The organism is Streptomyces corallincola (assembly GCF_019104725.1).
GTDB lineage: Bacteria > Actinomycetota > Actinomycetes > Streptomycetales > Streptomycetaceae > Streptomyces > Streptomyces corallincola.
This window is the reverse complement of the sequence record NZ_JAHRXF010000008.1, coordinates 59,040-82,300: the sequence shown is the minus strand read 5'-3', so window position 1 is coordinate 82,300 and position 23,261 is coordinate 59,040. Positions and strand designations below refer to the sequence as shown.

Here is a 23,261-nt window from a genome sequence, read left to right as displayed (position 1 = left end):
GGGGCTTGGATCGAACCGGTGCCACGTCCAGGCTAACAAACGGTCGGCGAAAGCCATTCCCCTTGTGCGGGGTTCACCGGAATTCGCCGCCGCCGCGCCACCCGTTCAGTCCCGGAGCAGATCCGGGACGCCCGCCGCGTCCGGCTCGTCCCGCTCCCCCGACACCACGGTGAGCTGCTGGGTGGCCCGGGTGAGCGCCACGTACAGCACCCTGAGGCCCGCCGGGGACTCGTCCGCGATCTCCGCCGGGGAGACGACCACCGTCGCGTCGTACTCCAGGCCCTTGGCCTCCAGGCTGCCGAGCGCGACCACCCGGTCCCCGAGCCCGGCGAGCCAGCGCCGGGCCTCGGAGCGCCGGTTCATCGCCACGACCACGCCGACCGTGCCGTCCACCAGCCCGAGCAGCCGCTCGGCCTCGGCGCGCACGGCGCGTTCCACGGAGCCGTGCGCCCGCGTCGTGACGAAGCGCGGTTCGACACCGGTGGAGCGTACGGCGGTGGGGGCCTCGGCGCCGGGCATGGCGAGGGCGAGGAGGCGGGCGGCCAGCTCGGCGATCTCGGCGGGGTTGCGGTAGTTGACGGTGAGCTGGAAGCGGCGCCGGGGCCGGGAGCCGAGTGCCTCGTCGCGGGCCTCGCCCGCCTCGTCCGGGTCGGACCAGGAGGACTGCGCGGGGTCGCCGACCACGGTCCAGGTGGCGTGCCGCCCCCGGCGGCCGACCATGCGCCACTGCATCGGGGTGAGGTCCTGCGCCTCGTCCACGATGACGTGCGCGTACTCGACGCGTTCCTGGGCGAGCCGTTCGGCCCGCTCCCGCTGGGTCTCCTCGCGCACCGGCATCAGTTCCTCCAGGCCGGTGAGGTGGTCCAGCGGGTCCAGCTCGCGCTTCTTGCGGGGGCGGGCGGGGGCGCCGAGCATCGCGTGCAGCTCGTCCAGCAGGGCGATGTCGTGCACGGTGTGCCCGTCGCGCTGGAGCGAGCGGGCGACGCGGCGGACCTCGCCGGGGTTGAGGATGCGGCGGGCCCAGCGGCCGAGGCGCCGCTCGTCGGCCATCGCGGCGAGCACCCCGCGCGGGGTCAGCTCGGGCCACCAGGCGGCGAGGAACCCGATGAAGGAGTCCTCACTCGTGACGTCCTCGTCGAAGGAGAGCCGCAGTTCGGCGGCGAGTTCGGGGTCGCTGTGCCGGGTGGCCGCGCCGGACTTGGCCCACAGGGCGTCCAGCAGCAGCTTGCGGGCGCGCGGGCGCAGCAGGTTGACCGGCGCGGTGCCGCCGAGGGCAGTCCGGCGTACGTGCTCCAGCTCGGCGGCCTCCAGTTCGAGCCGCCGCCCGAAGGCGACCACCCGCAGCCGGGTCGGCGTGCCCTGCGCGGCCGGGGTGACCTGCTCGTCGGAGTCGTAGGAGTCGTCGGGGTCGCCGGAGTCGGCGGGGACGGGCGCGCCGCCCCCCGCACCGAGTTCCAGGGCGCCCCGTGCGGCCCGGCGCAGCACGCGCAGCATCCGGGAGGAGCCCTTGGCACGGGCCACGGCCGGGGTGTCGTAGAGGGTGGCCTCGGCGCCGTCCACCAGGGAGCCGATGGCGCGGACGGCGACCTGTCCCTCCTCGCCCAGGGAGGGCAGCACGCCCTCGGTGTACGCCACCAGCAGCGGTGTCGGGGAGACGATCAGGATGCCGCCCGCGTAGCGTCTGCGGTCCTGGTAGAGCAGGTAGGCGGCGCGGTGCAGGGCGACGGCGGTCTTGCCAGTGCCGGGGCCGCCCTCGACCAGGGTGACGGAGGCGGCGGGGGCGCGGATGACCAGGTCCTGTTCGGCCTGGATGGAGGAGACGATGTCCCGCATGGTGTGGCCGCGCGCCCGGCCGAGCGCGGCCATCAGCGCGCCGTCCCCGATGACGGAGAGTTCCCGGCCGTCGAGGGACGCGGTCAGCTCGGGGCGCATCAGGTCGTCCTCGACCCCGAGCACCCGGCGTCCCTTGGAGCGGATCACCCGGCGCCGGACGACCCGGCCGGGGTCGCGGGGCGTGGAGCGGTAGAACGGCGCGGCGGCGGGCGCCCGCCAGTCGATGACCAGCGGTGAGTAGTCCTCGTCGAGCACGCCGATCCGCCCGATGTGCAGGGTCTCGGCGATGTCGGCCGTACGGTCCTCGCGGACCGCGCCCTCGGCGGGCTCGACGGCGGTGTAGGCGCCGTCGGGGCCCTTCTTGCCGTCCTTGCCGAGGAGGAGGTCGATCCGGCCGAAGAGGAAGTCCTCGAACTCGTTGTTGAGCCGGTTCAGGTGGATACCGGCCCGGAAGACCTGGGCGTCCCGCTCGGCCAGCGCCCCCGGCGTGCCGACCTGGCCGCGCTGGGAGGCGTCCCGCAACAGGAACTCGGCCTCGTGGATCTTCTCCTCCAGGCGGAGGTACACCCGGTCCAGGTGTTCCTGTTCGACGCGGATCTCTCGCTCGCGCACCGAGTCGGATGCGTGCGGGTGCGAGAGATCCGCGGACTGCTGAACCTGTGCGGCCACCGGGCCCCCTTCTGACGTGCTTGGGCAGCCGTCAACCGTACGCGAAGGGGGGCCCGTCAGGCTACGCGTCCACGTCCACCAGCTTCTTGCCGTCGAACGTGACGATCTCGAACTTGTCGATCTGGTCTGGGGAGAGCGCGGTGCCGCCGCCGATGTAGAGCGGCTTCCTCGCCGTCTCGGAGGCGGCGCCCGCGATGCCGTACCCCTGTGCCGGGACGCTCCAGGAGCCGATGGTCTGGCGCTCCCCGCTACGGGAGATCACGACCATCGAGCACTTGAGGGGTCCCTTGACGCCCTTCAGTTCGAGGACGGCGGAGGTGCCCCAGCCCTTGCCGTCCATACCGACGGTGGCGGTGACCCCGGTGGCCGGGTCGGTGCCGGTGACCTTGCGGGTCATCCGGTCGAACGTGGTCTGCGCGGAGGCCGCCAGCGGCTTCGCCGGGGCCGCGGTCTCCCCGCCGCCGGCCGCGGACACCGCGATCGGGCCGCCGATGATCAGGGCCGCCGCCGCGGCGACCAGGTAGAAGCCCCTACGGCGCTTGCGGGCGCGCTGCTCGGAGACCTCGTCCACCAGTTTCTCCACCAGCCGGGGACTCGGCCGCGCGGACAGCGACTCGCCGATCACCGGGGTGCTGCCGCTGCCGGGCAGGTCCGCGAGGGCGGCCAGCATGGGTTCCATGCCGGAGAGTTCGTCGAGCTGATTGGCGCACCAGTCGCAGCCCGCGAGGTGGACCTCGAACGCGGTGGCCTCGGCGTCGTCCAGGATGCCGAGGGCGTACGCGCCGACGGTCTCGTGCTCGTTGGGCGCCGCGGTTCCCTGAGAGGGGCTCATGGGCCCTGACATACCCGGACCTCCCGCGCCGAACCCCTGCATACCCCCGTAGCCGCGCATCACGCCGTCACCCCCCGCTCCTCCAGAGCCAGCTTCATGGACCGCAGGGCGTAGAACACCCGTGAGCGGACGGTTCCGCTCGGTATGCCGAGCGTCTCGGCCGCCTCGTTGACCGTACGCCCCTTGAAGTACGTCTCGACCAGCACCTCCCGGTGGGCCGGGGTCAGGTCGTCGAGCGCGTCCGACAGCGTCATCAGCCACAGCGCCTTGTCGATCTCGTCCTCCGCGGGGATGACCTCCAGCGGCGACGGATCGACCTCCTGCGGCCGGGCCTGCCGGCTGCGGTGGCCGTCGATGACGATGCGGCGCGCGACCGTCACCAGCCAGGGGCGTACCGAACCGGTCGCCCGATTGAGCTGACCGGCGTTCTTCCAGGCACGGATGAGCGTTTCCTGCACCACGTCCTCGGCGCGCTGCCGGTCGCCCGCGACCAGCCTGAGGACGTACGCGAGCAAGGGTCCGGCGTGCTCCCGGTACAGGGCACGCATCAACTCCTCGTCGGGCTCGGGGGTCTGTGAGGACATGCGATGTCGGGCCCTCGCTCCACGTTCATTGGCCACGGCCGCATCCTTGCGCACGCCCACCTCCGGTGTCCGGGGGTTCCCCCAGTCGGTCGCTCGCCCACCCGTACGCAAGGGGGTGCGGGAGTGTTCAACGCGGACGGGGGAATTTCCCGGGTCCGGCGTGACGAGCGGGACATGCGCGCACATTCCCCCCGCGAGGTGTTCACATTTCCGGCACGACCGGAAGGAGCGGCGCGCTGCCCGGCCCGCACCGGGACCAAACTCCGTGTTGCGGAGATCACTTGAGGCAGGTTGCGGGCATCTCCGGCACAACGCGCTTTACGGGCGCGGGAGTTGCGGCAGCCGGTCAGCGGGTTCCGTGGGGCTCCGCCAATTCCGTGGGCTCCACGGGCTCCGCCGCGAGGCGGTACCCGCGCTTCACCACCGTGCGGATCAGCTCCGGTTCGCCCAGCGCGGTGCGCAGCCGGGCCATCGCGGACTCCACCGCGTGCTCGTCGCGCCCGCCGCCGGGCAGCGCGCGGAGCAGGTCGGCGCGGGACACCACCCGGCCGGGGTGCAGCGCCAGGGCCCGCAGCAGCGCCATGCCCGCCGGGGGTACGGCACGCGGCGCACCGTCGAGCAGCACGGCGTGCCCGCGCAGCTCCACCCGGCGCCCGGCGACCTCGAACGACCGCGCACGGGCGGGGAGTTCACGGCACAGCGTCTGCACCAGGGGTCCGAGCCTGAACCGCTCGGGCTGGACCACCTCGACGCCGTGCGCCCGGAGCGGGGCCGCGGTGACCGGCCCGACGCAGGCGGCGAGCACACCGGTGCTCAACGCCTCGACCACCGCGCCGAGTTGACCACGCCTCCCGGCCCGGTCGAGCAGGGACAGCGCCGCGGGCGCGCTGGTGAAGGCGACGGCGTCCACACCCCGTACGAGCAGGGAGTCCAGCAGCCGGTCCAGCGGGCCGGGGTCGGCCGGGGGCAGCCAGCGGTACACCGCGAGCGGCACCACGTCCGCGCCCCTGGCCCGCAGCGCGTCCACGAATTCGGTGAGCGGTTCGCCGTGTTGCTGGACGGCGATCCGGCGCCCCGCCAACTCCTGGTCGAGCAGCCGCTGAAGCACCTCGGCCAGGGACTCGCCCTCCGGTGACCACGTCTCGGTGAGCCCGGCGCCCCGCACGGCGCCCTTCACCTTGGGACCTCGGGTCAGGATCTCGGCGGCGCGCAGCCGGTCCAGCAGTTCCGCGCCGAGCCCCCAGGACTCGGCCGCCTCCAGCCAGCCCCGGAAGCCGATGGCCGTGGTGGCGACCACGATGTCCGGTGCCTTCGCCACGATCTCCTCGGTGGCGGCGCGGAGTTGGCCGTCGTCGGCCACGGGGACGGTCCGCAGCGCGGGCGCGTGCACGACGGCGGCCCCGCGCCGCCCGAGCAGCCCGGCGAGTTCGTCGGCCCGGCGGGCGGCGGTGATGCCGACGGTGAAACCGGCGAGGGGTTCGGCGGCGGCCGCGGACTCCCGGGCGACGACGGGGCCGCCGGGCGCGGGGTGGTGCTGTGCGTCGTGCATCGTTCTCCTGCTCGGTACCGCCCGTACGGGTCACCTCCGAGCCTGGCACGGCAGCGGACGCCGGTCATCTCCGGGGCGGGGCCGGGGGCGGCGGGGACCGGCCGGGGTCTGTGGGCACCCTCACTTCGACCGGCGTCCGCCCCCGCCCTTCGGCGCCCCCGCGGGCCACGGACGCGGGCGGCGCCGGGCGGCCAGGTCCTCGATCCAGCCGAAGGACAGCACGGCCGCGGCGATCAGCGGCCACACCAGGACGAACGCCCAGAAGGTGTAGGTGGCGTCGTAGAGGGAGGCGGCCCTCGCGTCGTCGAGGAGGGGCAGCCGGTAGGCGAGGTCCAGGATCGGGAACGTGGCCATGATCAGCATGTTGTGCCACAGGTAGATCGTCACCGCGCGGTTGTTGGTGAGGGTGACGAAGCCGTCCCAGCGGGCGAGGCGGCCGGGCAGCCGCTGCCAGGAGGGGCTGTACTGGAGCAGGATCACCACGAACCCGAGCGACCAGCACGCCTGGGCGAACGGGATGTCGTTGAGGTCCCAGCCCTCGGCGCCGTGGTGTCCCGAGGCCCACCACAGGCCGAGGGCCATCAGGGCGGCGGCGGCCGACACCGCGAGGTAGCGCGGCACACGGGCCAGCACCCCGTCGTGGTGGGCGAAGCCGAGCACCCAACAGCCGCCGTAGACAGCGAAGTCGGTGACCGCGTTGCCGGTCTCGCCGGGGATCGTGACGACTCCCGTGCCCACGACGGCCGTCAGCGCGAGCGGCGCCAGCACGGTCGGCCAGGGGAAGCGGCGGACCGCCCACAGCAGCGGCGGGGAGGCGACCACGAACCACAGGTAGGCCCGCAGGTACCAGAGGGGCCCGGCCGCCTGACCGGCCCAACTGCTCTCCAGCAGCCCCGACTCGGAGCCGATGTGCCACGGGTAGGGCGGGGCGCCGATCGGCACGAGGTAGTCGATCAGGTCGAGCACGCCCCAGGTCCCGCCGCCGTCCGGGTCCCGGGCGGGGTTCCAGCCCTGGAGGAACAGCAGCGTGAGCACCACCGCGCCGAACGCCCAGAGCGGGGGCAGCAGCCGTCGCAGCCGCCCCCGGATCACACCCGCGGCGGGCCGGTTCAGCGAGCGTGCCATCAGTGACCCGGCGAGGGCGAACATGACGCCCATCGACGGGAACAGCACCGACAGCCAGGCCCAGCCGAACAGGTGGTACACCACCACCCGGACCAGGGCCACCGAGCGGAGCAGATCGAGGTACCGGTCCCGGCCGGGCTGGGGACGGGCCGGGCCGGGAGAGCCGCCGGACGCCCGCTCCCCCGGCCGCCCGGCCGGAGCGGGTGCCTGCTCATCGGTCCGCTGCCGCGGAATCCCGTACCGGGGCGTGGCGCCCGAGTCCGGTGTCCCCGTCGGATGCGCCTGGGTCATGCGACCGGCCTCCGTTCCCTGCCGCCGCCCGCGCGCTGGGCCGGGACCGCGCCGCCGGGCGCCTCCACGACCCCGGTGCGCCGGAGTTTCTGCCAGCGCAGCCGACCACCGGTGAGGGCGGTGATCCAGGACTGGAGCAGGACGACGTACATCAGCTGACGGTAGAGGATCTGCTGGAGCGGCAGGGAGACGAGGTGCGTCATGCGTTCCCGGTCCAGCCGGAACGCGTAGGCCGCGCAGACCGCCTGCACGGCGAGGACGCCCAGCCAGGCCACGACGGTCTTCGCGGTCGGGCCGAACACCACGCCGTAGAGCAGGAACACGTCGATCAGCGGGGCCAGCAGCGGGGCGAGGACCATGAACAGGGAGACCAGCGGCAGCCCCACCCGCCCGAACCGCCCCGAGGGGCCGCGTTCCACCAGGGCGCGCCGGTGCTTCCAGATGGCCTGCATGGTGCCGTAGGACCAGCGGTAGCGCTGTGACCAGAGCTGTTGCACGGACTCCGGCGCCTCGGTCCAGGCGCGGGCCTTCTCGGCGTACACGACCCGCCAGCCGTCGCGGTGCAGGGCCATCGTGACGTCGGTGTCCTCGGCGAGGGTGTCGTCGCTCATGCCGCCCACCCGTTCCAGCGCGGTGCGCCGGAACCCGCCGACCGCGCCGGGGATGGTCGGCATGCAGCCCAGGACGTCGTACATCCGGCGGTCGAGGTTGAAGCCCATCACGTACTCGATGTGCTGCCAGGCGCCGATCAGCGAATCCCGGTTGCCCACCTTGGCGTTGCCCGCGACGGCGCCCACGCGCGGGTCCCCGAACGGCTGGACCAGCTCGCGCACGGTGGACGGTTCGAAGACGGTGTCGCCGTCCATCATGACGATCAGGTCGTGCCGGGCGTTGGCCACGCCCCGGTTGAGCGCGGCCGGTTTGCCCGCGTTGACCTGCCGGACCACGCGGACGCCGGGCAGCGCGAGGTCCTCGACGACGCGGGCGGTGCCGTCCGAGGAGCCGTCGTCGATGACGATCACCTCGATGGGATGGTCGCTCGCGGCCAGCGAACGGACGGTGTTCTCGATGCACTTGGCCTCGTTGTACGCGGGCACCAGCACCGACACCGGTTCGGTCACCGGCGGCCCCCAGCGGAAGCCGCGCCGTCGGACCCGGCGGGCGTGCGCCCCGGACAGCAGGAACATCAGCGCGAACCGGGCGATGACCAGCACCCCGACGACGGCGAGGCACACCCCGACCACCCCGGTGACCCCGTCCGAGGCGGAGACCAGGAAGATCCACGCTTTTCCCTTCCACAGCTCGGGCCCGGTCACCCTGGTGGAGGCGCTGGGGGCGTGCAGGGCCTCGGTGAGGTTGGCGAAGGTGTAGCCGCGCTGCTGGAGCGACGGCACGAACCGGTCGAGCGCGGCCACCGTCTGGTGCCGGTCGCCGCCGGAGTCGTGCATCAGCACCAGCGCGCCCTTGCCGTCCTCGGGGGTGGCCCGGCGGACGATCTCCGCGACGCCCGGCTTCTTCCAGTCCTCGCTGTCGGTGTCGTTGACGACCGTGATGTAGCCGCGCGAGCCGATGTACCGCGTCACCGGCCAGGACCGGTCGTCCATCGCGTCGGCGAACGAGGAGTACGGCGGCCGGAACAGCGAGGTGCGGATACCGGCCGCGCCGGTGATGGCGAGCTGGTTGGTGGACAGCTCCCAGTCGGTGCGCCGCTTCGACTGGTACGACAGGTCGGGGTGGTTGAAGGTGTGCAGCCCGACCTCGTGTCCCTCGGCCACCATCCGCCGGACCAGCTCCGGATAGCGGGAGGTCATGGTGCCGGTGACGAAGAAGACGGCGTGCGCGTGGTGCTTCTTCAGCACGTCCAGCACCTTCGGGGTCCACTCCGGGTCGGGTCCGTCGTCGAAGGTGAGGACGAGACGGTGGTCGGGGACGCGCAGGCTGGTGGTGCGCCCGCCGCGCGTGTCGATCACCGGGCCGCCGTCGAGGATCTTCTGCGGGACGTGGTCGGTGGCCGCCTCGGGGCGGACGCGGTGGTCCGCGAGGATCTCGCTGTGCACGTAGCCGCGCAGCATCAGCATCGCGGCGAGCGCGCAGAGCACGAGCAGCGGGAGCATCAGGCGCAGCGGCAGGCGGCGGCGCCGGGCGGCGGCACGGGCTCGGCTCGGTGCGGAACGCCGCCGCCGGGTACGGGATGCCATCAGAGGTCGTACTCCGGGGACGGGGTGGACTCCGGGCCCGGACGCGCGGCGCCGGTCGCGGTGCGGTGCACGGCGGGACGGGCGTGCGGGGCGCGGACGGTACGGACGGGCGCGGTACGGGCCCAAGCCGTGCCGGTGCGTGGCTGACCGGCGGTGCGGTGGTGGGCGGCGGGCTGCGGGGCACCGTCGCCGGGGCCCGGTGCGGTGCCGCCGGAGCCGGTGCCGCCGGTGGTGTCCCCGCCGCCGGTCCCGGTGCCGCCCGTGGCGGGCGGGGTCTCGGCGGGCGGCGTGGTGCCGGTCTCACCGGTGGTGCCGGTGCCGGGGGTGCCGCCGGGAGCGCCGGGCGGCGGGGTGGTGCCGCCCGCCGGGGTGGTGGGCCCGGTGCCGGTGGTGGGACGGCCGGTCCCGCCGGGGGCGCCGGTGGGCTTGCCGCCGGGCTTCTCCGGCCCGGTCCCGGAGGCGCTCGGGCGGCCGGTGCCGGAACTCCCGCCCGCGTCCGGTGCCCTGCCGTCGGCGCCGGCCGGGGGCGCCGTGCCGGTACCGGCCGCCGGGGAGGCGCCCGGCGCGGCGGCCCCGCCACCGGCCGTACCGCGTCCGGCCGGTCCGGTACCGGCGGGGGCGGGCGAGGTGTCGGCGCGCCCGGCGGGCCTGTCGCGGTGCTGGCCGGGCACGGGCAGCCAGGGCGCGTCCGAGCTGCCGGACAGCAGGGTGACGACCATGATCACGGCGTACACCGCGCAGACCAGGCCGACGCCCAGGCCGATCCGCCGGTAGCGGCGGCTGCGGCGCCCGGACTCGTCCACGAAGACCGGCCCGTCCTCCCCGCGCGGGGCACCGGCCCTGCTCCCGGCGCCGTCGAGCTGGACGGTCACCTCGTGCGGATCGTTGCCGGTGCCGGTGCCGCCGCCGGGTGGCGGGGCGGGGTCCGGGCCGGGGTCGGTGCCGGTCGCGGCGGCCGGGTCCCAGGGGTCGCGCAGGGCGCCGGTGAGCGGCACGAAGGGGTCGGCGGGGCCACTCGTACGCGGTGCGGCGGCCGGTCCGTCCGTACTCGCCGGACTCGGACTCGTACGCGGTCCGGCGGGACTCGGTACGGCGGGCAGCACGGCCGTCCGTTCCATGTCCGCGCGGGCGGACCGGCCGGTCGGCAGCAGGCCGCTGTCCACCAGGGACATCGCCGCGAGCGAGCCGCCCGAGGGCAGTGCTCTGGTGTCCGGGAAGCTCTGGGCCTCACCGAAGGTCTGGGTCTCGCTCGCCACCACCGGTGTGCCCCACGTCGCGGACGCGATGTCGGGCCAGTCGGTAGGAGCGTCTTCTCGCCACTTCTCCACGCGCGTACATCCCCCAGGGACGGTTCACGGGCGCGCGCCTACGGCACTGAGCACCAGCCGTCGGGCAGGCCCCCACCTGTCCCGAGCGCCCCCCTTGACACACCGTGCTCAGGTCTCGACCGTAGCGCGCGGTAAGAGGCCGAGTACGCCATGTGTCACTTATGGACGTTCCGTTACGGATGTTTTCATCGCATGAACATCACTGGCCGGAATCCACCCGTCCGTGGGCAGCCGCAGCCATCCCCCGGCCCGCGCGCTCTCGGCGGCGGCCGTCCGCAGCGCGGCCAGACCGGGGTGGACGAGCCCCTTGCGCCACACCAGCGACACCGGGGACAGCGGGACGGGGTCGGTGAGCGGGCGGGCGACCGTGCCGGGCAGCGCCGCGAAGTCCACGACCGCCAGCACGGGTTGGTTTCCCTTGGCCATCAGCCGCGCGAACTCCTCGTCCCCGACCGCGAGCGGCTGCGGCGGGGCGAGTCCGATGCCGTACGCGTCGAAGAGGCGGCGCGCGAGATCCGTCCACTCGGTCGTCCGCGTGTTCCCGGCCCCGGCGTACACCGTCTCCCCGGCCAGCGCGGCGAGCGGCACCTCGGGCAGCGCGGCCAGTGGATGGCCCTCGGGCAGCAGCACCGTCATCGGCTCGTACCGTACGGGCTGTTGATCGAGTCCGGCCCGCAGAACGGGGTCCAGACCGGCGAACCTCCCGAACGACGCGTCCAGTCGTCCGGCCAGCAACTCCACCGCCGCACCGGCGAGTCCGCTCTCGTACCGGGCCATCAGCTCGCACTCCGGGGCGAGTTCACGCGCCCGGTGCAGCACGCGGCGGCCGGTGCCGAGGCCGGGCGAGTTGAGGTCCACCAGCAGCGGGCGGGCCTGTCCGGCGGCGGCGAGCAGGTCCTCCTGAGCGGCCAGCACCCGCCGCGCGTACGGCAGCAGCCGCTCCCCGTCCGCCGTCAGCTCCACCCGGCGGGTGCTCCGCAGGAACAGCTCCACCCCCAACTCCCGCTCCAGCCGCCGCACATCACGGCTGAGCGCCTGCTGCGCGAGGTACAGCCGGGCCGCGGCCCGCGTGAAGTGCAGCTCCTCCGCGACAGCGACGAAGGCACGCAGCAGCCGCGGTTCCACGGCGAAGGGGGTGGACATGACCGCGAATCTACAACGCGGGTGCGTGAATGGGCCCCGGACAGGTGTTGGACCAAGTGATCGTCACCGGGCGAGCGTTGAGCCATGCCGAAGACGACGACCGGCGGACACCCGCCGGGGACGAACCCGACCCCGTACCCCCACCCCGACCGGGACGGCGCCCCCGCGCACCCCCACCCCGACCCGCACCGGGACCGGAACCCCGCGCACGAGCAGGGCGGCCGGGCTCGACTCCCGCGAACGGAAGCCGGGTCGGCCACCGCCGTCCCGTACCGCCGCCTCTTCTCCCTCCCCGGCACCCGTGCCTTCACCGCCGGGAATCTCCTCGCCCGGCTGCCCATCGGCATGTTCGCCGTGAGCGCGGTCGTGATGATCGCCGGGACCCGGGGGTCGTACGCGCTGGCCGGGGCCGTCACCGCGACCGGGCTGGCGGCGACCGGGGTGGGCGGGCCGTGGCTGGCGCGGCTGGTGGACCGGTACGGGCAGGCGCGGGTGGCGATACCGGCGACGCTGACCGCCGTGCTGGGCAGTGCGGCGCTGATGCTGTGCGTGCGCGCCGGTGCCCCGGACTGGACGCTGTTCGCGTCCTACGCCGCCACCGCCGCGACCCCGAACATCGGCGGCCTCTCCCGTGCCCGCTGGGCGCATCTGCTGGCCGGTGATCCGGCGGCGCTGCACACCGCGAACTCCTTCGAGCAGGCGGCGGACGAACTGTGCTTCCTGCTCGGCCCGGTGCTCGCCGCGTTCCTCGCCGGGACGTTCTTCCCGGAGGCGGGCACGCTGGTGGCGGCCGTCCTGCTGCTCGCCGGGATGCTGCTGTTCACCGCGCGGCGCGGGACGGAACCGCCGCCGACACCCGCGACCCGGGGCCGCTCCCCGCTGCGCAGTCCGGGCATACCGGCGCTGCTGGTGTGCTTCACGGCGACCGGCGCGGTGTTCGGCTCGATGGAGGTGACGACCCTCGCGTACGCCGACGCCCTCGGCCACCGCGCGGCGGCCGGTGCCGTGCTCGCCCTCCAGGCCGCGGGTTCGTGCGCGGCCGGGCTGCTGTTCGGCGCCCGCCGCCCGGCCGGCGTCCGGCTGCCGCACTGCCTGCTGGCGATGGCCGCCCTGATGGCGCTGCCGTGGCTCGCGGCCACCGCGACCCGTTCGCTGACCGTGCTGGGCGCGGCCCTGCTGCTGGCGGGAACGGCGACCGCCCCGACGATGGTCACGGCGATGACGCTGGTCCAGCGCACCACCCCGGCCGACCGGCTGAACGAGGGCATGAGCCTCACGGTGACCGCCCTGCTGACCGGGATCGCGGCGGGCTCGGCGGTGGCCGGACGGCTGGTGGAGGCGCGCTCCCCCGCGACCGCGTTCCTGCTGCCGACGGCAGCGGCCTGCGCGGCGCTGCTGATCGCCCTGGCCACCCGCCCGGACCGCCACCCGTGCCGCGACGGGAGCCCGGACATGACGAAGGCCCCGTCACGGTTGAGGTGACGGGGCCTTCGCCCACATGGGTTGGGAGGCTGCGTGGGCCTCCCGATCGTGGAGATGGCGGGAATCGAACCCGCGTCCACCGGTGCGGAATCAGGGCTTCTCCGTGCGCAGTTCGCTGTGATTTTCTCAGCCCCGGCGATCACGCGAACAAGTCGCCGACGGGCTCAGTCACTGTTAGGTTTCCCTCTTCACCCCGTGACCGGGATCAAGGTTTAGTTCCCTAGCTGATGCCAGGATCCGGGTCGGGAACAGCCCCGGGCTGACACTTCGCAAATCGCTACTTAGGCAGCGAGGGCGAAGGAATCGCGCTTGGTATTGGCGATTATTTTTTTCGGCCTGTGGTTTACGAGATCATGGCCGCTTCCTCGACACGCTTCCCCTGCTTCGACAGCCGCTGTCGAAACCGATCATCCCCATGTTGTTTTTTCAATCCGCTCCGGCGGACCGGGGCGGGGCGCGCACCCTCGGTGGGGTGCTGTGCCATCGTACGTGACCGACGCGGTTCGGTGCCAGCGCATTTCCCGCGGGCCGGGCACCCGCCCGGCCGCCGCTCCGGTCAGCCGCGCTGCTGGCGGCGGACCGCCGACACCGCGCGCTCGGTCTCGCGCCGGTCCTGCTTCTCCCGCAGGGTCTGCCGCTTGTCGTACTCCTTCTTGCCCTTGGCGAGCGCGATCTCGATCTTGGCGCGACCGTCCTTGAAGTACAGGGCGAGCGGCACGATGGTGTGCCCGGTCTCCTGGGACTTGGCCTCCAGCTTCTCGATCTCCACCCGGTGCAGCAGCAGCTTGCGGCGGCGCCGGGCGGTGTGGTTGGTCCAGGTGCCCTGGCTGTACTCGGGCACGTGCACGTTGTGCAGCCACGCCTCGTGCCCGTCGAGCTGCACGAAGCCGTCCACCAGCGAGGCACGTCCCTGGCGCAGCGACTTCACCTCGGTGCCGGTGAGGACCAGTCCGGCCTCGTAGGTGTCGAGGATGAGGTAGTCGTGCCGCGCCTTCTTGTTCTGCGCGATCAGCTTGCGCCCTTTTTCCTTAGCCATAGTGCCGACCATTTTCGCACCACGACCGGGGTGTCTGGGAAGCGCATTTGCCGGGCGGTGGCTCCGGTCAGCGGTCCTCGGCGCGGGTGCCGAGCCCGGTGAGGACGGTCAGCGCGTGGTCCAGGGCTGCGGAGCCCGCCTCCAGGTCGGGGGTGATGCCCCGCCCGTCCACGGCCCGCCCGGCCGGGGTGCGGTAGTGGCCCACGGTCAGCTCGGCCACCGAGCCGTCGGGCAGCGTGGTCGGCATCTGCACCGAGCCCTTGCCGAAGGTGCGGGAGCCGATGACGACCGCCCGGCCCCGGTCCTGGAGCGCGCCGGTGAGCATCTCGGCGGCGCTCATCGTGCCGCCGTCCACCAGGACGACGAGGGCGCGGTCGGTGTCGCCGCCGGGCGCCGCGTGCAGGACGCGCTGGGCGCCGTCCACGTCGTAGGTGGCGACGAGGCCGCCGTCGAGGAAGGCGGAGGCGGCGGCGGTGGCCTCGGTGACCAGGCCGCCGGAGTTGCCGCGCAGGTCGAGCACGATTCCGGCGCCGGAGGGCGCCCGGCGGACCGCGCGGCGGACGTCGGCACCGGTGCCCTTGGTGAACGCGGAAACCCGGACGACGGTGGCCCCGCCGGGCAGTCGGCGCTCGGTGACGGGGTCGGTGGTCAGCCGGGCGCGGCGCAGGGTCTCGGTCCAGTCGTGGGTGCCGCGCCGCAGGCCGAGGGTGACGGCGGTACCGGCGGGCGCGTCCTGGGCGTCGCCCCTGAGTAACGCGACGACGTCGGTGACCGGGCGGCCGTCCACGGCGGTGCCGTCCACGGTGCGCAGCCGGTCGCCGGTGCGGACACCGGCGCGGGCGGCGGGCGAGCCGGGCCGTACGGCACTGACCTCGACCTGGCCGCGCTCGGTGCGCCGGGCGGAGAGGCCGACGCCGGTGTAGCGGCCGTCGAGCGACTCCCTGAACTCCTGGTACTCGCCTTCGGAGTAGACGGCGGCCCAGCGGTCTCCGCTGCGGCTGACGGCGCGTTCGGCAGCCTCGACGGGCGAGGTCCCGGCGGCCATCGCCGCGGCGGCGGCCCGCCGGACGTCCACCTGCCCGAGGGCCGAACGGCCGCTTCCGGCGGCCGGTTTGGGGCTCTCGTCGGCGGAGAACGCGGTCTCCGGGAAGGAGGCGGTCGCCGCACCGGCGACCAGCACACCGACGAACGCCAAGGTCAGGGCGGCCCCGCGGCGTTGGCGGCGGGGCTGGGGACAGAAGGGGTCACGGCCTGACATGGCGGCGAGTCTAGGACAAGCCGAAGGGCCGCACGCCCGGATGCGCGTACGGCCCTTTTGGCATGTGTCACACCTTCAGGTACTTGCGCAGCGCGAAGAAGGCCGCAAGGGCGGGCATCAGCACACTGGTCGCCAGGATCAGCGGCAGCTTGGTCAACACCGCGTCCCAGCCCACGAAGTTGATCAGCGTGAGCTTGCTGGAGAGCGCCATGCCGTGGTCGATGGTGAAGTACCGCCCGACGACCAGGAAGACGCACGCGAGCCCGCCGCCGATGAGCCCGGCGACGGCCGCCTCCATGATGAACGGCGCCTGGATGTAGAACCCGGAGGCGCCGACGAGCCGCATGATGCCGGTCTCGCGGCGGCGGCTGAACGCCGACACCCGCACGGTGTTGACGATCAGCAGCAGTGCGACGAGCAGCATCAGCGCCATCACGCCGAGCGCGGCCCGGTTCATCAGGTTGAGCAGCTGGAACAGGTTGTCCAGGATGCCCTTCTGGTCCTGCACGGACTGCACACCGTCGCGCCCGTTGAACGCGGTGGCGATCACCTGGTACTTGCGCGGATCCTTCAGCTTGATGCGGTACGACTCCTGCATCTGGTCCGGGGTGAGGGACCCGGCCAGCGGGGAGTTGCCGAACTGCTCCTTGTAGTGCTTGTACGCCTGGTCCTGCGACTCGTAGGTGACCCTCTGCACCAGCGTGGTCATCTTGTCGAGGTCGGCGCGGATCTGCTTCTTCTGGTCCTCGGTGACCGCGCCCTTGGCGCAGTTGACGTCCGTCTGCGCGTCGCTCTTGTTGCACAGGAAGATCGAGACGTTGACCTTGTCGTACCAGTAGCCCTTCATGGTGCTCACCTGGTCGCTCATCAGCAGGGAGCCGCCGAACAGGGCCAGGGACAGGGCCACGGAGACGATCACGGCGAAGGTCATCGTCAGGTTGCGGCGGAGACCGACTCCGATCTCGGACAGGACGAACTGGGCGCGCATGGCGTCTGGTCAAGCCTTTCGCTGGTGAACTTCAGTGCTGGTAGCCGTAGACGCCGCGGGCCTGGTCACGGACGAGGCGGCCCTTCTCCAGCTCGATGACGCGCTTGCGCATCTGGTCCACGATGTTCTGGTCGTGCGTCGCCATGATGACGGTGGTGCCGGTGCGGTTGATGCGGTCGAGCAGCTTCATGATGCCGACGGAGGTCTGCGGGTCGAGGTTGCCGGTGGGCTCGTCGGCGATCAGCAGCTTGGGCCGGTTGACGAAGGCCCGCGCGATGGCCACGCGCTGCTGCTCGCCGCCGGACAGCTCACCCGGCATCCGGTCCTCCTTGCCGCCGAGGCCGACGAGGTCGAGGACCTGCGGGACCGACTTGCGGATCTCGCCCTTGGACTTGCCGATGACCTCCTGGGCGAAGGCGACGTTCTCGGCGACCGTCTTGTTGGGCAGCAGCCGGAAGTCCTGGAAGACCGTGCCGAGCTGGCGGCGCATCTGCGGCACCTTCCAGTTGGACAGCCGCGCGAGGTCCTTGCCGAGCACGTGCACCTGGCCGTGACTGCACCGTTCCTCGCGCAGCACCAGCCGCAGGAAGGTGGACTTGCCGGAACCGGAGGAGCCGACGAGGAAGACGAACTCGCCCTTCTCCAGTTCCAGGGAGACGTCCCGGAGCGCGGGACGGGTCTGCTTGGGATAGACCTTGGAGACGTTGTCGAATCGGATCACGGTGCACCAACGGGTCGCCGGGGGTAGATGAGCGTGACCATACGCGAACCGGGAGCGGCGGCGCAGGGCCCGGTCGCGGTTGGGTACGGCTTGTACGTTTTTGTACGGGAGGCGGGTTCGGTACGCCGTCGGTTTCCCGCTTCTCCGGGCGCCCGCGCCCTTTCCGGGGGAAGCTGGCAGAGTGGAGTGGGAACGTATCCGTTCCCGTGTGCGTTGTCGTAGGTGTTGACACTGCCGGTGCGAGGAGGGCGAGCGCATGACGTACGACCGGTTGGTGTGCGCGAACTGCGCGTCCCCCGTGAGCGAGGGCCGGTGCCCGGTGTGCCGCGCCAACCGCCAGCGGCTCCAGCAGGAGGGCTTCCTGAACGGGGTGAGTCTGAGCCCGGTGATGCTGATCGCGCTGCTCGTGGCGCTGATCGCGGCCGTGGTACTGCTGGCCCACCCCGGCATCTGAGCGGAGCCAGGAGCCGGAGCACCGGCCCGGAACGCGAGAAGGGCGGTCCGGAGCGTCGAGGCTCCGGACCGCCCTTCGTCCTGTCCCGCGGCGTCAGGCGGCCCGGCCGCCCTTGCCCGCCAGGCGCGGCAGCACGCGGAAGCCGATACCGCCCGCGATCATCGTCGCGGCGCCGATCAGCAGGAACGTGGTCTCCCCCGCACCCGTCTCGGCGAGCTGCTTGTCACCGCCCTGCGGGACGGTGTCCGAACCGGTGTCGGTGAGCGCGGAGGACCCGGCCTCCTGCGCGGCCTGCCCGTCGGGCGAGGTGTTGTTCCCGCCGGTGGCGGAGCCGGTGTCACCACCAGTGGAGGCCGTACCGCCGTCGCCGCCGGAACCACCGGTGGAGGAGGTGCCGCCGGTGCTGGAGGTACCACCCGTGGTGGAAGTACCGCCGGTGCTGGAGGTACCACCCGTGCTGGAGCTGCCACCCGTGGAGGTGGAGCCGCCCGTGGAGGTGGAGCCGCCGTCGGTGGAGGTGCCGCCCGTGGTGGAGGAACCGCCGTCGGTGGTGGAGCCGCCCGTGGTGGAGGTGCCGCCGTCGGTGGAGGTGCCGCCGTCGGTGGAGGTGCCGCCCGTGGTGGAGGAACCGCCATCGGTGGAGGTGCCCGTGTCGCCGCCGACGACCCCGCCGATGACGGTCCCGCCACTGATGGTGGTGCTGCCGCCGTCGGTGGTGGACCCGGTGGAACCGTCCGTGGTCGAACCGGTGGAACCAACCGTGGTGGAACCGTCCGTGCCCCCGTCGGTGCCCGCTGTCGTACCGCCGTCCGGCGGGCACTCGGGCAGGGTGCCGATGCCGCAGGTCGGGTCCGGGGTGGGCGTGGGATCGGCGGAGGCGACGCCGGTCACCATCAGCGAGGCACCGGCCGCGACCACGGCGCCGGCCGCTATGCGTGCGACGCGGATGCGCGTCTTCTTCGTCATGTGGTTGCTACCCCCAGTAGCTCTGAGTCGATGAGGGCCGCGCGTGGGGACATGCCGTGATCGACGGAGGCAGCGGTGACGAATGAGGTTCGCGCCCATTCCCCCGGTTCACATGCGCCCCGTAAACACGCATGCCGCGCTTCACCTTTCCGATTTTCCAAAGGAACGTCAAGGCCATTGCGCGCGCAATGTCCAGTGCGGTGCTGTTTGCGGCGACTTGGTGGCCGAAAGTGTGACGCGAAACCCAGAAAACGGGAACTGCCGCCCCTCGGGCGGCAGTTCCCGTATCGACAAAGGTACTTCTTTACTTCTCCTGCTGCTTGCGCCAGCGAATTCCGGCTTCCAGGAACCCGTCGATCTCCCCGTTGAACACGGCCTCGGGGTTGCCGACCTCGAACTCGGTGCGCAGGTCCTTGACCATCTGGTAGGGGTGCAGGACGTACGAACGCATCTGGTTGCCCCAGGAGTTGCCGCCGTCGCCCTTGAGGGCGTCCATGCGGGCCTGCTCCTCCTGGCGGCGCCGCTCCAGCAGCTTGGCCTGGAGGACGTTCATCGCGGTCGCCTTGTTCTGGATCTGCGAGCGCTCGTTCTGGCAGGAGACGACGATGCCGGTCGGGATGTGGGTCAGGCGCACCGCGGAGTCCGTGGTGTTGACGCCCTGGCCGCCGGGACCGGAGGAACGGTAGACGTCCACCCGGAGTTCCGACTCGTCGATCTCGATGTGGTCGGTCTGCTCCACCACGGGCAGCACCTCGACACCGGCGAAGGAGGTCTGGCGGCGCCCCTGGTTGTCGTAGGGCGAGATGCGCACCAGGCGGTGGGTGCCCTGCTCGACGGAGAGCGTGCCGTAGGCGTACGGCGACTGCACGGCGAAGGTGGTGGACTTGATGCCCGCCTCCTCCGCGTACGACGTCTCGTAGATCTCCGTCTTGTAGCCGCGCTGCTCGGCCCAGCGGAGGTACATCCGCTGGAGCTTCTCGGCGAAGTCGGCCGCGTCCACACCTCCGGCCTCGGCGCGGATGTTGACCAGCGCCTCACGGGAGTCGTACTCACCGCTGAGGAGGGTGCGGACCTCCATCTCGTCCAGCGCCTTCTTCACGCCGGTCAGCTCGGACTCGGCCTCGGCGCGGGTGTCCGGGTCGTCCTCCTCCTCGGCCATCTCGAAGAGGACCGCGAGGTCGTCGATGCGGCCACGCAGCGCCTCCGCCTTCCGCACCTCGGCCTGGAGGTGGGAAAGCCTGCTGGTGATCTTCTGCGCCTCGTCCGGGTTGTCCCACAAGGACGGCGCCGCCGCCTGGTCCTCCAGGACGGCGATGTCGGCCCTCATCTTGTCGAGGTCCAGGACGGACTCGATCGACTTCATGGTCGAGGAGAGGGACTTCAGCTCTTCGGATACATCGACGACTGCCACGCCTCCAGCGTAACGGCTGCCGCAAGCGGCCCCGCCCGCTCCCGGCTCTCCGGGGGGCGGGCGGGGGCGGTATCAGGGCGCCGACGTGCTGTGCGTGCCGTCGGAGGGCTCGTCGCCGCCCGAGGTGGCGGCCCAGGCACCGGCGCCGACGGCGGCGGCCAGCGCGACCCCGGCCAGGCCCAGGGTGATCCGGCGGCGCCGGGCGGCGGCCCGGTGTCGTGCGGAGCCGGGCCGGGGCGCTCCGGGCGTCCGGGGGGCGCGGGCCGTGCCGAGCGCTCCCCCGGCCAGTTCGTCGGGGCCCGGGACGCGCATCGAGGTGTGGGTGTCCCGGTTGGAGTCGGGCTTGGCGCCGGGGACGAGGGAGACCGCGCCCCGGCGCCGCACCGGCTCACCGGTACCGGCCGCGGGCGTGCTCTCCTCGGCCTGCTCGGCGGCGGCCTCGGCGCCCGGCTCGTCCACGTCCAGCGGGGGCATCCCGGCGAGCAGCGGCAACTGCTCGCGCAGCCGGGCGGCCAGCTCCGAGGCGCGCAGCCGGGACGCCGGTGCCTTGGCGAGGCACTGCACCAGCAGCTGCCACAGCTCCTCGGGGATGCCGGGCAGCGGGACGACGGTCTCGGTGACGTGTCGGCGCAGTACGGCACCGGGGTGGCCGCCGCCGAACGGGGTGAACCCGGCCAGCAGTTCGTAGAGCACGGTGGCCAGCGCGTAGATGTCCACGGCGGCGCGCGGCGGCAGGCCCTCGACGATCTCGGGGGCGAGGTAGTCGGGGGTGCCGATGATCTTCGTGGCCCTGGTGCGGCGGGGCGAGTCGATCAGCTTGGCGACACCGAAGTCGGTGAGCAGCGCGGGGTGGGAGCCGCCGGGGCCGAGCGGTCCCCGCATGTCGAGCAGGACGTTCTCGGGCTTGACGTCCCGGTGCACGACCCCGGCCGCGTGCGCGGCGGCGAGGCCGTCCGCGATGTCCGCGACGATGGCGACGGCCGCCTCGGGGGCGAGCCTGCGCTCGCGCTCCAGTCGGGTGCGCAGGTCGGTGCCGCGCACCAGGTCCATGACGAGCGCCAGGTCGTTGCCGTCCACCACGAGGTCGCGGACGGTGACGATGTGCGGGTGCTCCAGGCCGAGCAGCGCGGTGCGCTCCTGGACGAAGCGGCCGACGAGTTCCTGGTCGGAGGCGAGGTCCTCGCGCAGCAGCTTGACCGCGACGGGACCGTCCGGCCCCTCGCCCAGCCATACCGTGCCGGCGCTGCCCCGCCCCAGGATCTGGTGGGCGGTGTACCGGCTGCCGATCTTCCGTGCCAAGGCTGCTCCTACGGACGCGTGTTGTCGCCAAACTACGCGCCTGGAGCGCCAACCTTCACCGCGGGGACGGAAATCACCCGTCAGATATCGATAAATCCGCAAAGCCGGTGACGGGTTGGCGTCTTTGCCGGAATGGGGCCGGTTGCGGCCGGGTGGACCGCTTTCCCGGCCCTCCCGAACGTCTCCCGGCCCTCCCGAACGTCTCCCGGCCCTCCCGAATGTCTCCCGGCCCGCCCGAACGCCGTACGGCGGCCCCGGCGCCCCGGTCAGTTGCCGCTGCCGCCGCCCAGGTTGCTCACCCAGTCGCTGACCTCGCCGGTCCACTTGGTCAGCGCCGACCAGTAGCCCTCGCCCTGGCCGACCCAGGTGTGCAGCGGGGTGAGGTCCCAGATCAGCCAGCCCGCGACGAAGAGGATGACCAGCGTGAACAGGCAGCCCTTGAGGCAGCCCAGGCCGGGGATCTTCATCGGGTTGGCGCCGCGCTGCCTCGGCGGCCGGGGCTCACGGGCGGGCCGCCGGGGCTCCGGGGCGTACCCCTGGGGCTGGGGCGGGGCGTACTGCTGCCGCTGCGGCGCGTACTGCTGCGGCTGCTGGGGCGGGTAGCCGTAGTCGGCGGCGGGCTGCTGCCGTCCGCGCTGCTGGGGCTGCTGGGGGCGGCCCTGCGGGGCCTGGCGCTGCGGCTGCTGCGGGCGGGCCGCCTGCCGCTGCGGACGGCGGCGCAGCGGGTCCTCGTCCGGGGCGAGGTACTGCACCTGCGTCTGCTCGTTGCGGTCGCGGGCGGCGCGGAGCTGGGTCTGCCAGGGGTGCGGCTGGTCGGGGGGCTGCTGGTTCTGGTTCTGGTTCTGGTTCTGGTTCTGCTGATTCTGGTTCTGCTGGTACGGCTGGTTCTGCGGGACCGGCGGGAGGACGGCCGTGGGGTCGGCGGCGCCGGTGCTGGGCAGCACGGTGGTGGGGTCACCGGCGCCCGCCGGGCCGCCGGTGGGCAGGAAGCCGGTCACCGCGTTCGGGTCGTACGTGGGCTGCCCGGTGTCCGGGGCGTAGGGCTGTCCGGCGTGCGGCCGGAGGGCGCGGGTGGGGTCGGCGGCGCCGGGCACGTCCGGGACGGGCGCCGGGGCCGGGTCGGGGGCGAGCAGCGCGGCGACGCCGTCCGCCGCGGCGATCCGCGCGGAGTTCGCGTGCACGCCGACACCCTCGGCGACCACGCGCAGGGCGCGCGCCAGGCTCTCCGCGCCGGGGCGCTGCGCGGGGTCCTTGCGCAGGCAGCGCTCGATGACCGTCCACAGCGGGTCGGGGCAGGTGGAGGGGCGGCGGGGTTCGGCGCTGAGGTGCTGGTGCAGCACTTCGAGCGCGGAGGCGCCGGAGAACGGGGGGCGGCCGGTGATCAGTTCGTACATCAGGATGCCCGCGCCGTAGATGTCCACGGCGGACGTCTGCGGGCGGCCCTCGGCGGACTCGGGCGCGACGTAGGCGGGGGTGCCGACGAACTCCTGGGTACGGGTCAGGCCCGGCGAGTCCGCGAGGCGGGCGATGCCGAAGTCGGTCAGCATCGGGTGCATCCGGCCGTCGTCCTGCGCGAGCAGCACGTTCGCGGGCTTGAGGTCGCGGTGGACGACGCCGTCGCGGTGGCTGACGGCGAGCGCGTCGGCGACCTGCGCGGTGAGCAGCGCGGCGGCCACCGGGGTGAGGGGGCCGTTCTCGCGCAGGTAGCGGTGCAGGTCGGGGCCGTCCACCAGGTCCATGACCAGGGCCAGCAGATCGCCCTCGACGACGAGGTCGCGCACCCGGACGATGTTGGGGTGGGTGAGCCGGAGCAGGACGGAGCGTTCCCGCAGGAAGCGCATCACGATGTCCGGGTCGCTCGCCAGCTCCTCCTTGAGGACCTTGATGGCGACCGTCTCGCCGGGCTGGCCGGGCACAGCTGCCTCGGCGCCCGCGGTCTCCCGCTGACGGGCCCGCCAGACGGTGCCCGTGGCGCCGCGCCCGATGGGCTCCTCAAGCAGGTACTTGCTGCCGACTGGCCGCACGTCACGCGCTCCCTGCTGCTTGGCTGCTTGCTTTCCCGGAACCGGTCCGCCGCCGGTTCGGCACTCGGCC

Annotated in this window: 18 protein-coding genes and 1 other RNA gene; 2 read left to right on the top strand and 17 right to left on the bottom strand. The window is 73.1% G+C overall.

What is annotated here, in order from left to right:
• Nucleotides 1-105: 105 nt before the first annotated feature.
• The 8 genes from KUM39_RS08260 to KUM39_RS08225 all read right to left on the bottom strand — a co-directional run bounded on the left by KUM39_RS08260 (nt 106) and on the right by KUM39_RS08225 (nt 11,552).
• Nucleotides 106-2,502 carry a HelD family protein gene (locus tag KUM39_RS08260; RefSeq protein ID WP_217784780.1) on the bottom strand — a complete coding sequence of 799 codons (2,397 nt, stop codon included), beginning with the start codon at nt 2,500-2,502 and terminating at the stop codon, nt 106-108.
• A 61-nt stretch (nt 2,503-2,563) separates the two neighbouring features.
• On the bottom strand, nt 2,564-3,334 hold the full coding sequence (locus tag KUM39_RS08255; protein WP_246619803.1) for an anti-sigma factor family protein: 771 nt from the start codon (nt 3,332-3,334) through the stop codon (nt 2,564-2,566).
• 59 nt (nt 3,335-3,393) lie between these two features.
• Complete coding sequence (locus KUM39_RS08250) at nt 3,394-3,978, bottom strand: sigma-70 family RNA polymerase sigma factor (RefSeq protein WP_217784778.1); 585 nt, start codon at nt 3,976-3,978, stop codon at nt 3,394-3,396.
• A 286-nt stretch (nt 3,979-4,264) separates the two neighbouring features.
• Nucleotides 4,265-5,467: a uroporphyrinogen-III synthase gene (locus tag KUM39_RS08245; RefSeq protein ID WP_217784777.1), complete on the bottom strand. Its 1,203-nt coding sequence runs from the start codon at nt 5,465-5,467 to the stop codon at nt 4,265-4,267.
• Nucleotides 5,468-5,587: 120 nt separating this feature from the next.
• Nucleotides 5,588-6,883, bottom strand: coding sequence for an acyltransferase family protein (locus tag KUM39_RS08240; RefSeq protein ID WP_217784854.1), 1,296 nt, complete (start codon nt 6,881-6,883; stop codon nt 5,588-5,590).
• Nucleotides 6,880-9,081, bottom strand: coding sequence for a bifunctional polysaccharide deacetylase/glycosyltransferase family 2 protein (locus KUM39_RS08235; RefSeq protein WP_217784776.1), 2,202 nt, complete (start codon nt 9,079-9,081; stop codon nt 6,880-6,882). The genes KUM39_RS08240 and KUM39_RS08235 overlap by 4 nt, the downstream gene beginning before the upstream one ends.
• Nucleotides 9,081-10,409 (bottom strand): hypothetical protein, encoded by a 1,329-nt coding sequence (locus KUM39_RS08230; protein WP_217784775.1) that lies wholly within the window; start codon nt 10,407-10,409, stop codon nt 9,081-9,083. Before KUM39_RS08230 ends, KUM39_RS08235 begins: the two co-directional genes overlap by 1 nt.
• 159 nt (nt 10,410-10,568) lie before the next feature.
• A complete protein-coding gene (locus KUM39_RS08225; RefSeq protein ID WP_217784774.1) occupies nt 10,569-11,552 on the bottom strand; it encodes a LysR family transcriptional regulator in 984 nt (327 codons plus the stop codon).
• 84 nt (nt 11,553-11,636) lie between these two features.
• Here KUM39_RS08225 and KUM39_RS08220 point away from each other — a divergent pair, with 84 nt between their 5' ends.
• A complete protein-coding gene (locus KUM39_RS08220; protein WP_217784773.1) occupies nt 11,637-13,034 on the top strand; it encodes an MFS transporter in 1,398 nt (465 codons plus the stop codon).
• A gap of 46 nt (nt 13,035-13,080) precedes the next feature.
• On the opposite strand, the gene ssrA is transcribed toward KUM39_RS08220, so the two are convergent.
• From ssrA to ftsE, 5 genes are all read right to left on the bottom strand, one after another.
• Nucleotides 13,081-13,449: a transfer-messenger RNA gene (gene ssrA / locus KUM39_RS08215) on the bottom strand.
• A 141-nt stretch (nt 13,450-13,590) separates the two neighbouring features.
• Nucleotides 13,591-14,070 carry an SsrA-binding protein SmpB gene (smpB, locus tag KUM39_RS08210; protein WP_217784772.1) on the bottom strand — a complete coding sequence of 160 codons (480 nt, stop codon included), beginning with the start codon at nt 14,068-14,070 and terminating at the stop codon, nt 13,591-13,593.
• 67 nt (nt 14,071-14,137) lie between these two features.
• Nucleotides 14,138-15,328, bottom strand: coding sequence for a S41 family peptidase (locus tag KUM39_RS08205; RefSeq protein ID WP_217784771.1), 1,191 nt, complete (start codon nt 15,326-15,328; stop codon nt 14,138-14,140).
• 67 nt (nt 15,329-15,395) lie between these two features.
• A complete protein-coding gene (gene ftsX / locus KUM39_RS08200; protein ID WP_217784770.1) occupies nt 15,396-16,316 on the bottom strand; it encodes a permease-like cell division protein FtsX in 921 nt (306 codons plus the stop codon).
• Nucleotides 16,317-16,347: 31 nt separating this feature from the next.
• Nucleotides 16,348-17,037, bottom strand: coding sequence for a cell division ATP-binding protein FtsE (gene ftsE, locus KUM39_RS08195; protein WP_217784769.1), 690 nt, complete (start codon nt 17,035-17,037; stop codon nt 16,348-16,350).
• A gap of 256 nt (nt 17,038-17,293) precedes the next feature.
• Here ftsE and KUM39_RS08190 point away from each other — a divergent pair, with 256 nt between their 5' ends.
• Complete coding sequence (locus KUM39_RS08190) at nt 17,294-17,491, top strand: hypothetical protein (RefSeq protein ID WP_217784768.1); 198 nt, start codon at nt 17,294-17,296, stop codon at nt 17,489-17,491.
• Between the two features lie 93 nt (nt 17,492-17,584).
• Here the strand turns inward: KUM39_RS08190 and KUM39_RS08185 are convergent, their stop codons facing one another.
• The 4 genes from KUM39_RS08185 to KUM39_RS08170 form a co-directional block, all read right to left on the bottom strand.
• Nucleotides 17,585-18,457 carry a hypothetical protein gene (locus KUM39_RS08185; RefSeq protein WP_217784767.1) on the bottom strand — a complete coding sequence of 291 codons (873 nt, stop codon included), beginning with the start codon at nt 18,455-18,457 and terminating at the stop codon, nt 17,585-17,587.
• 304 nt (nt 18,458-18,761) lie between these two features.
• Nucleotides 18,762-19,868, bottom strand: coding sequence for a peptide chain release factor 2 (prfB, locus tag KUM39_RS08180; protein WP_217784766.1), 1,107 nt, complete (start codon nt 19,866-19,868; stop codon nt 18,762-18,764).
• 72 nt (nt 19,869-19,940) lie between these two features.
• Nucleotides 19,941-21,167, bottom strand: a complete 1,227-nt coding sequence (locus KUM39_RS08175) for a serine/threonine-protein kinase (protein ID WP_217784765.1) — start codon at nt 21,165-21,167, stop codon at nt 19,941-19,943.
• A 266-nt stretch (nt 21,168-21,433) separates the two neighbouring features.
• Nucleotides 21,434-23,191, bottom strand: a complete 1,758-nt coding sequence (locus KUM39_RS08170) for a serine/threonine-protein kinase (protein WP_217784764.1) — start codon at nt 23,189-23,191, stop codon at nt 21,434-21,436.
• Nucleotides 23,192-23,261 lie beyond the last annotated feature (70 nt).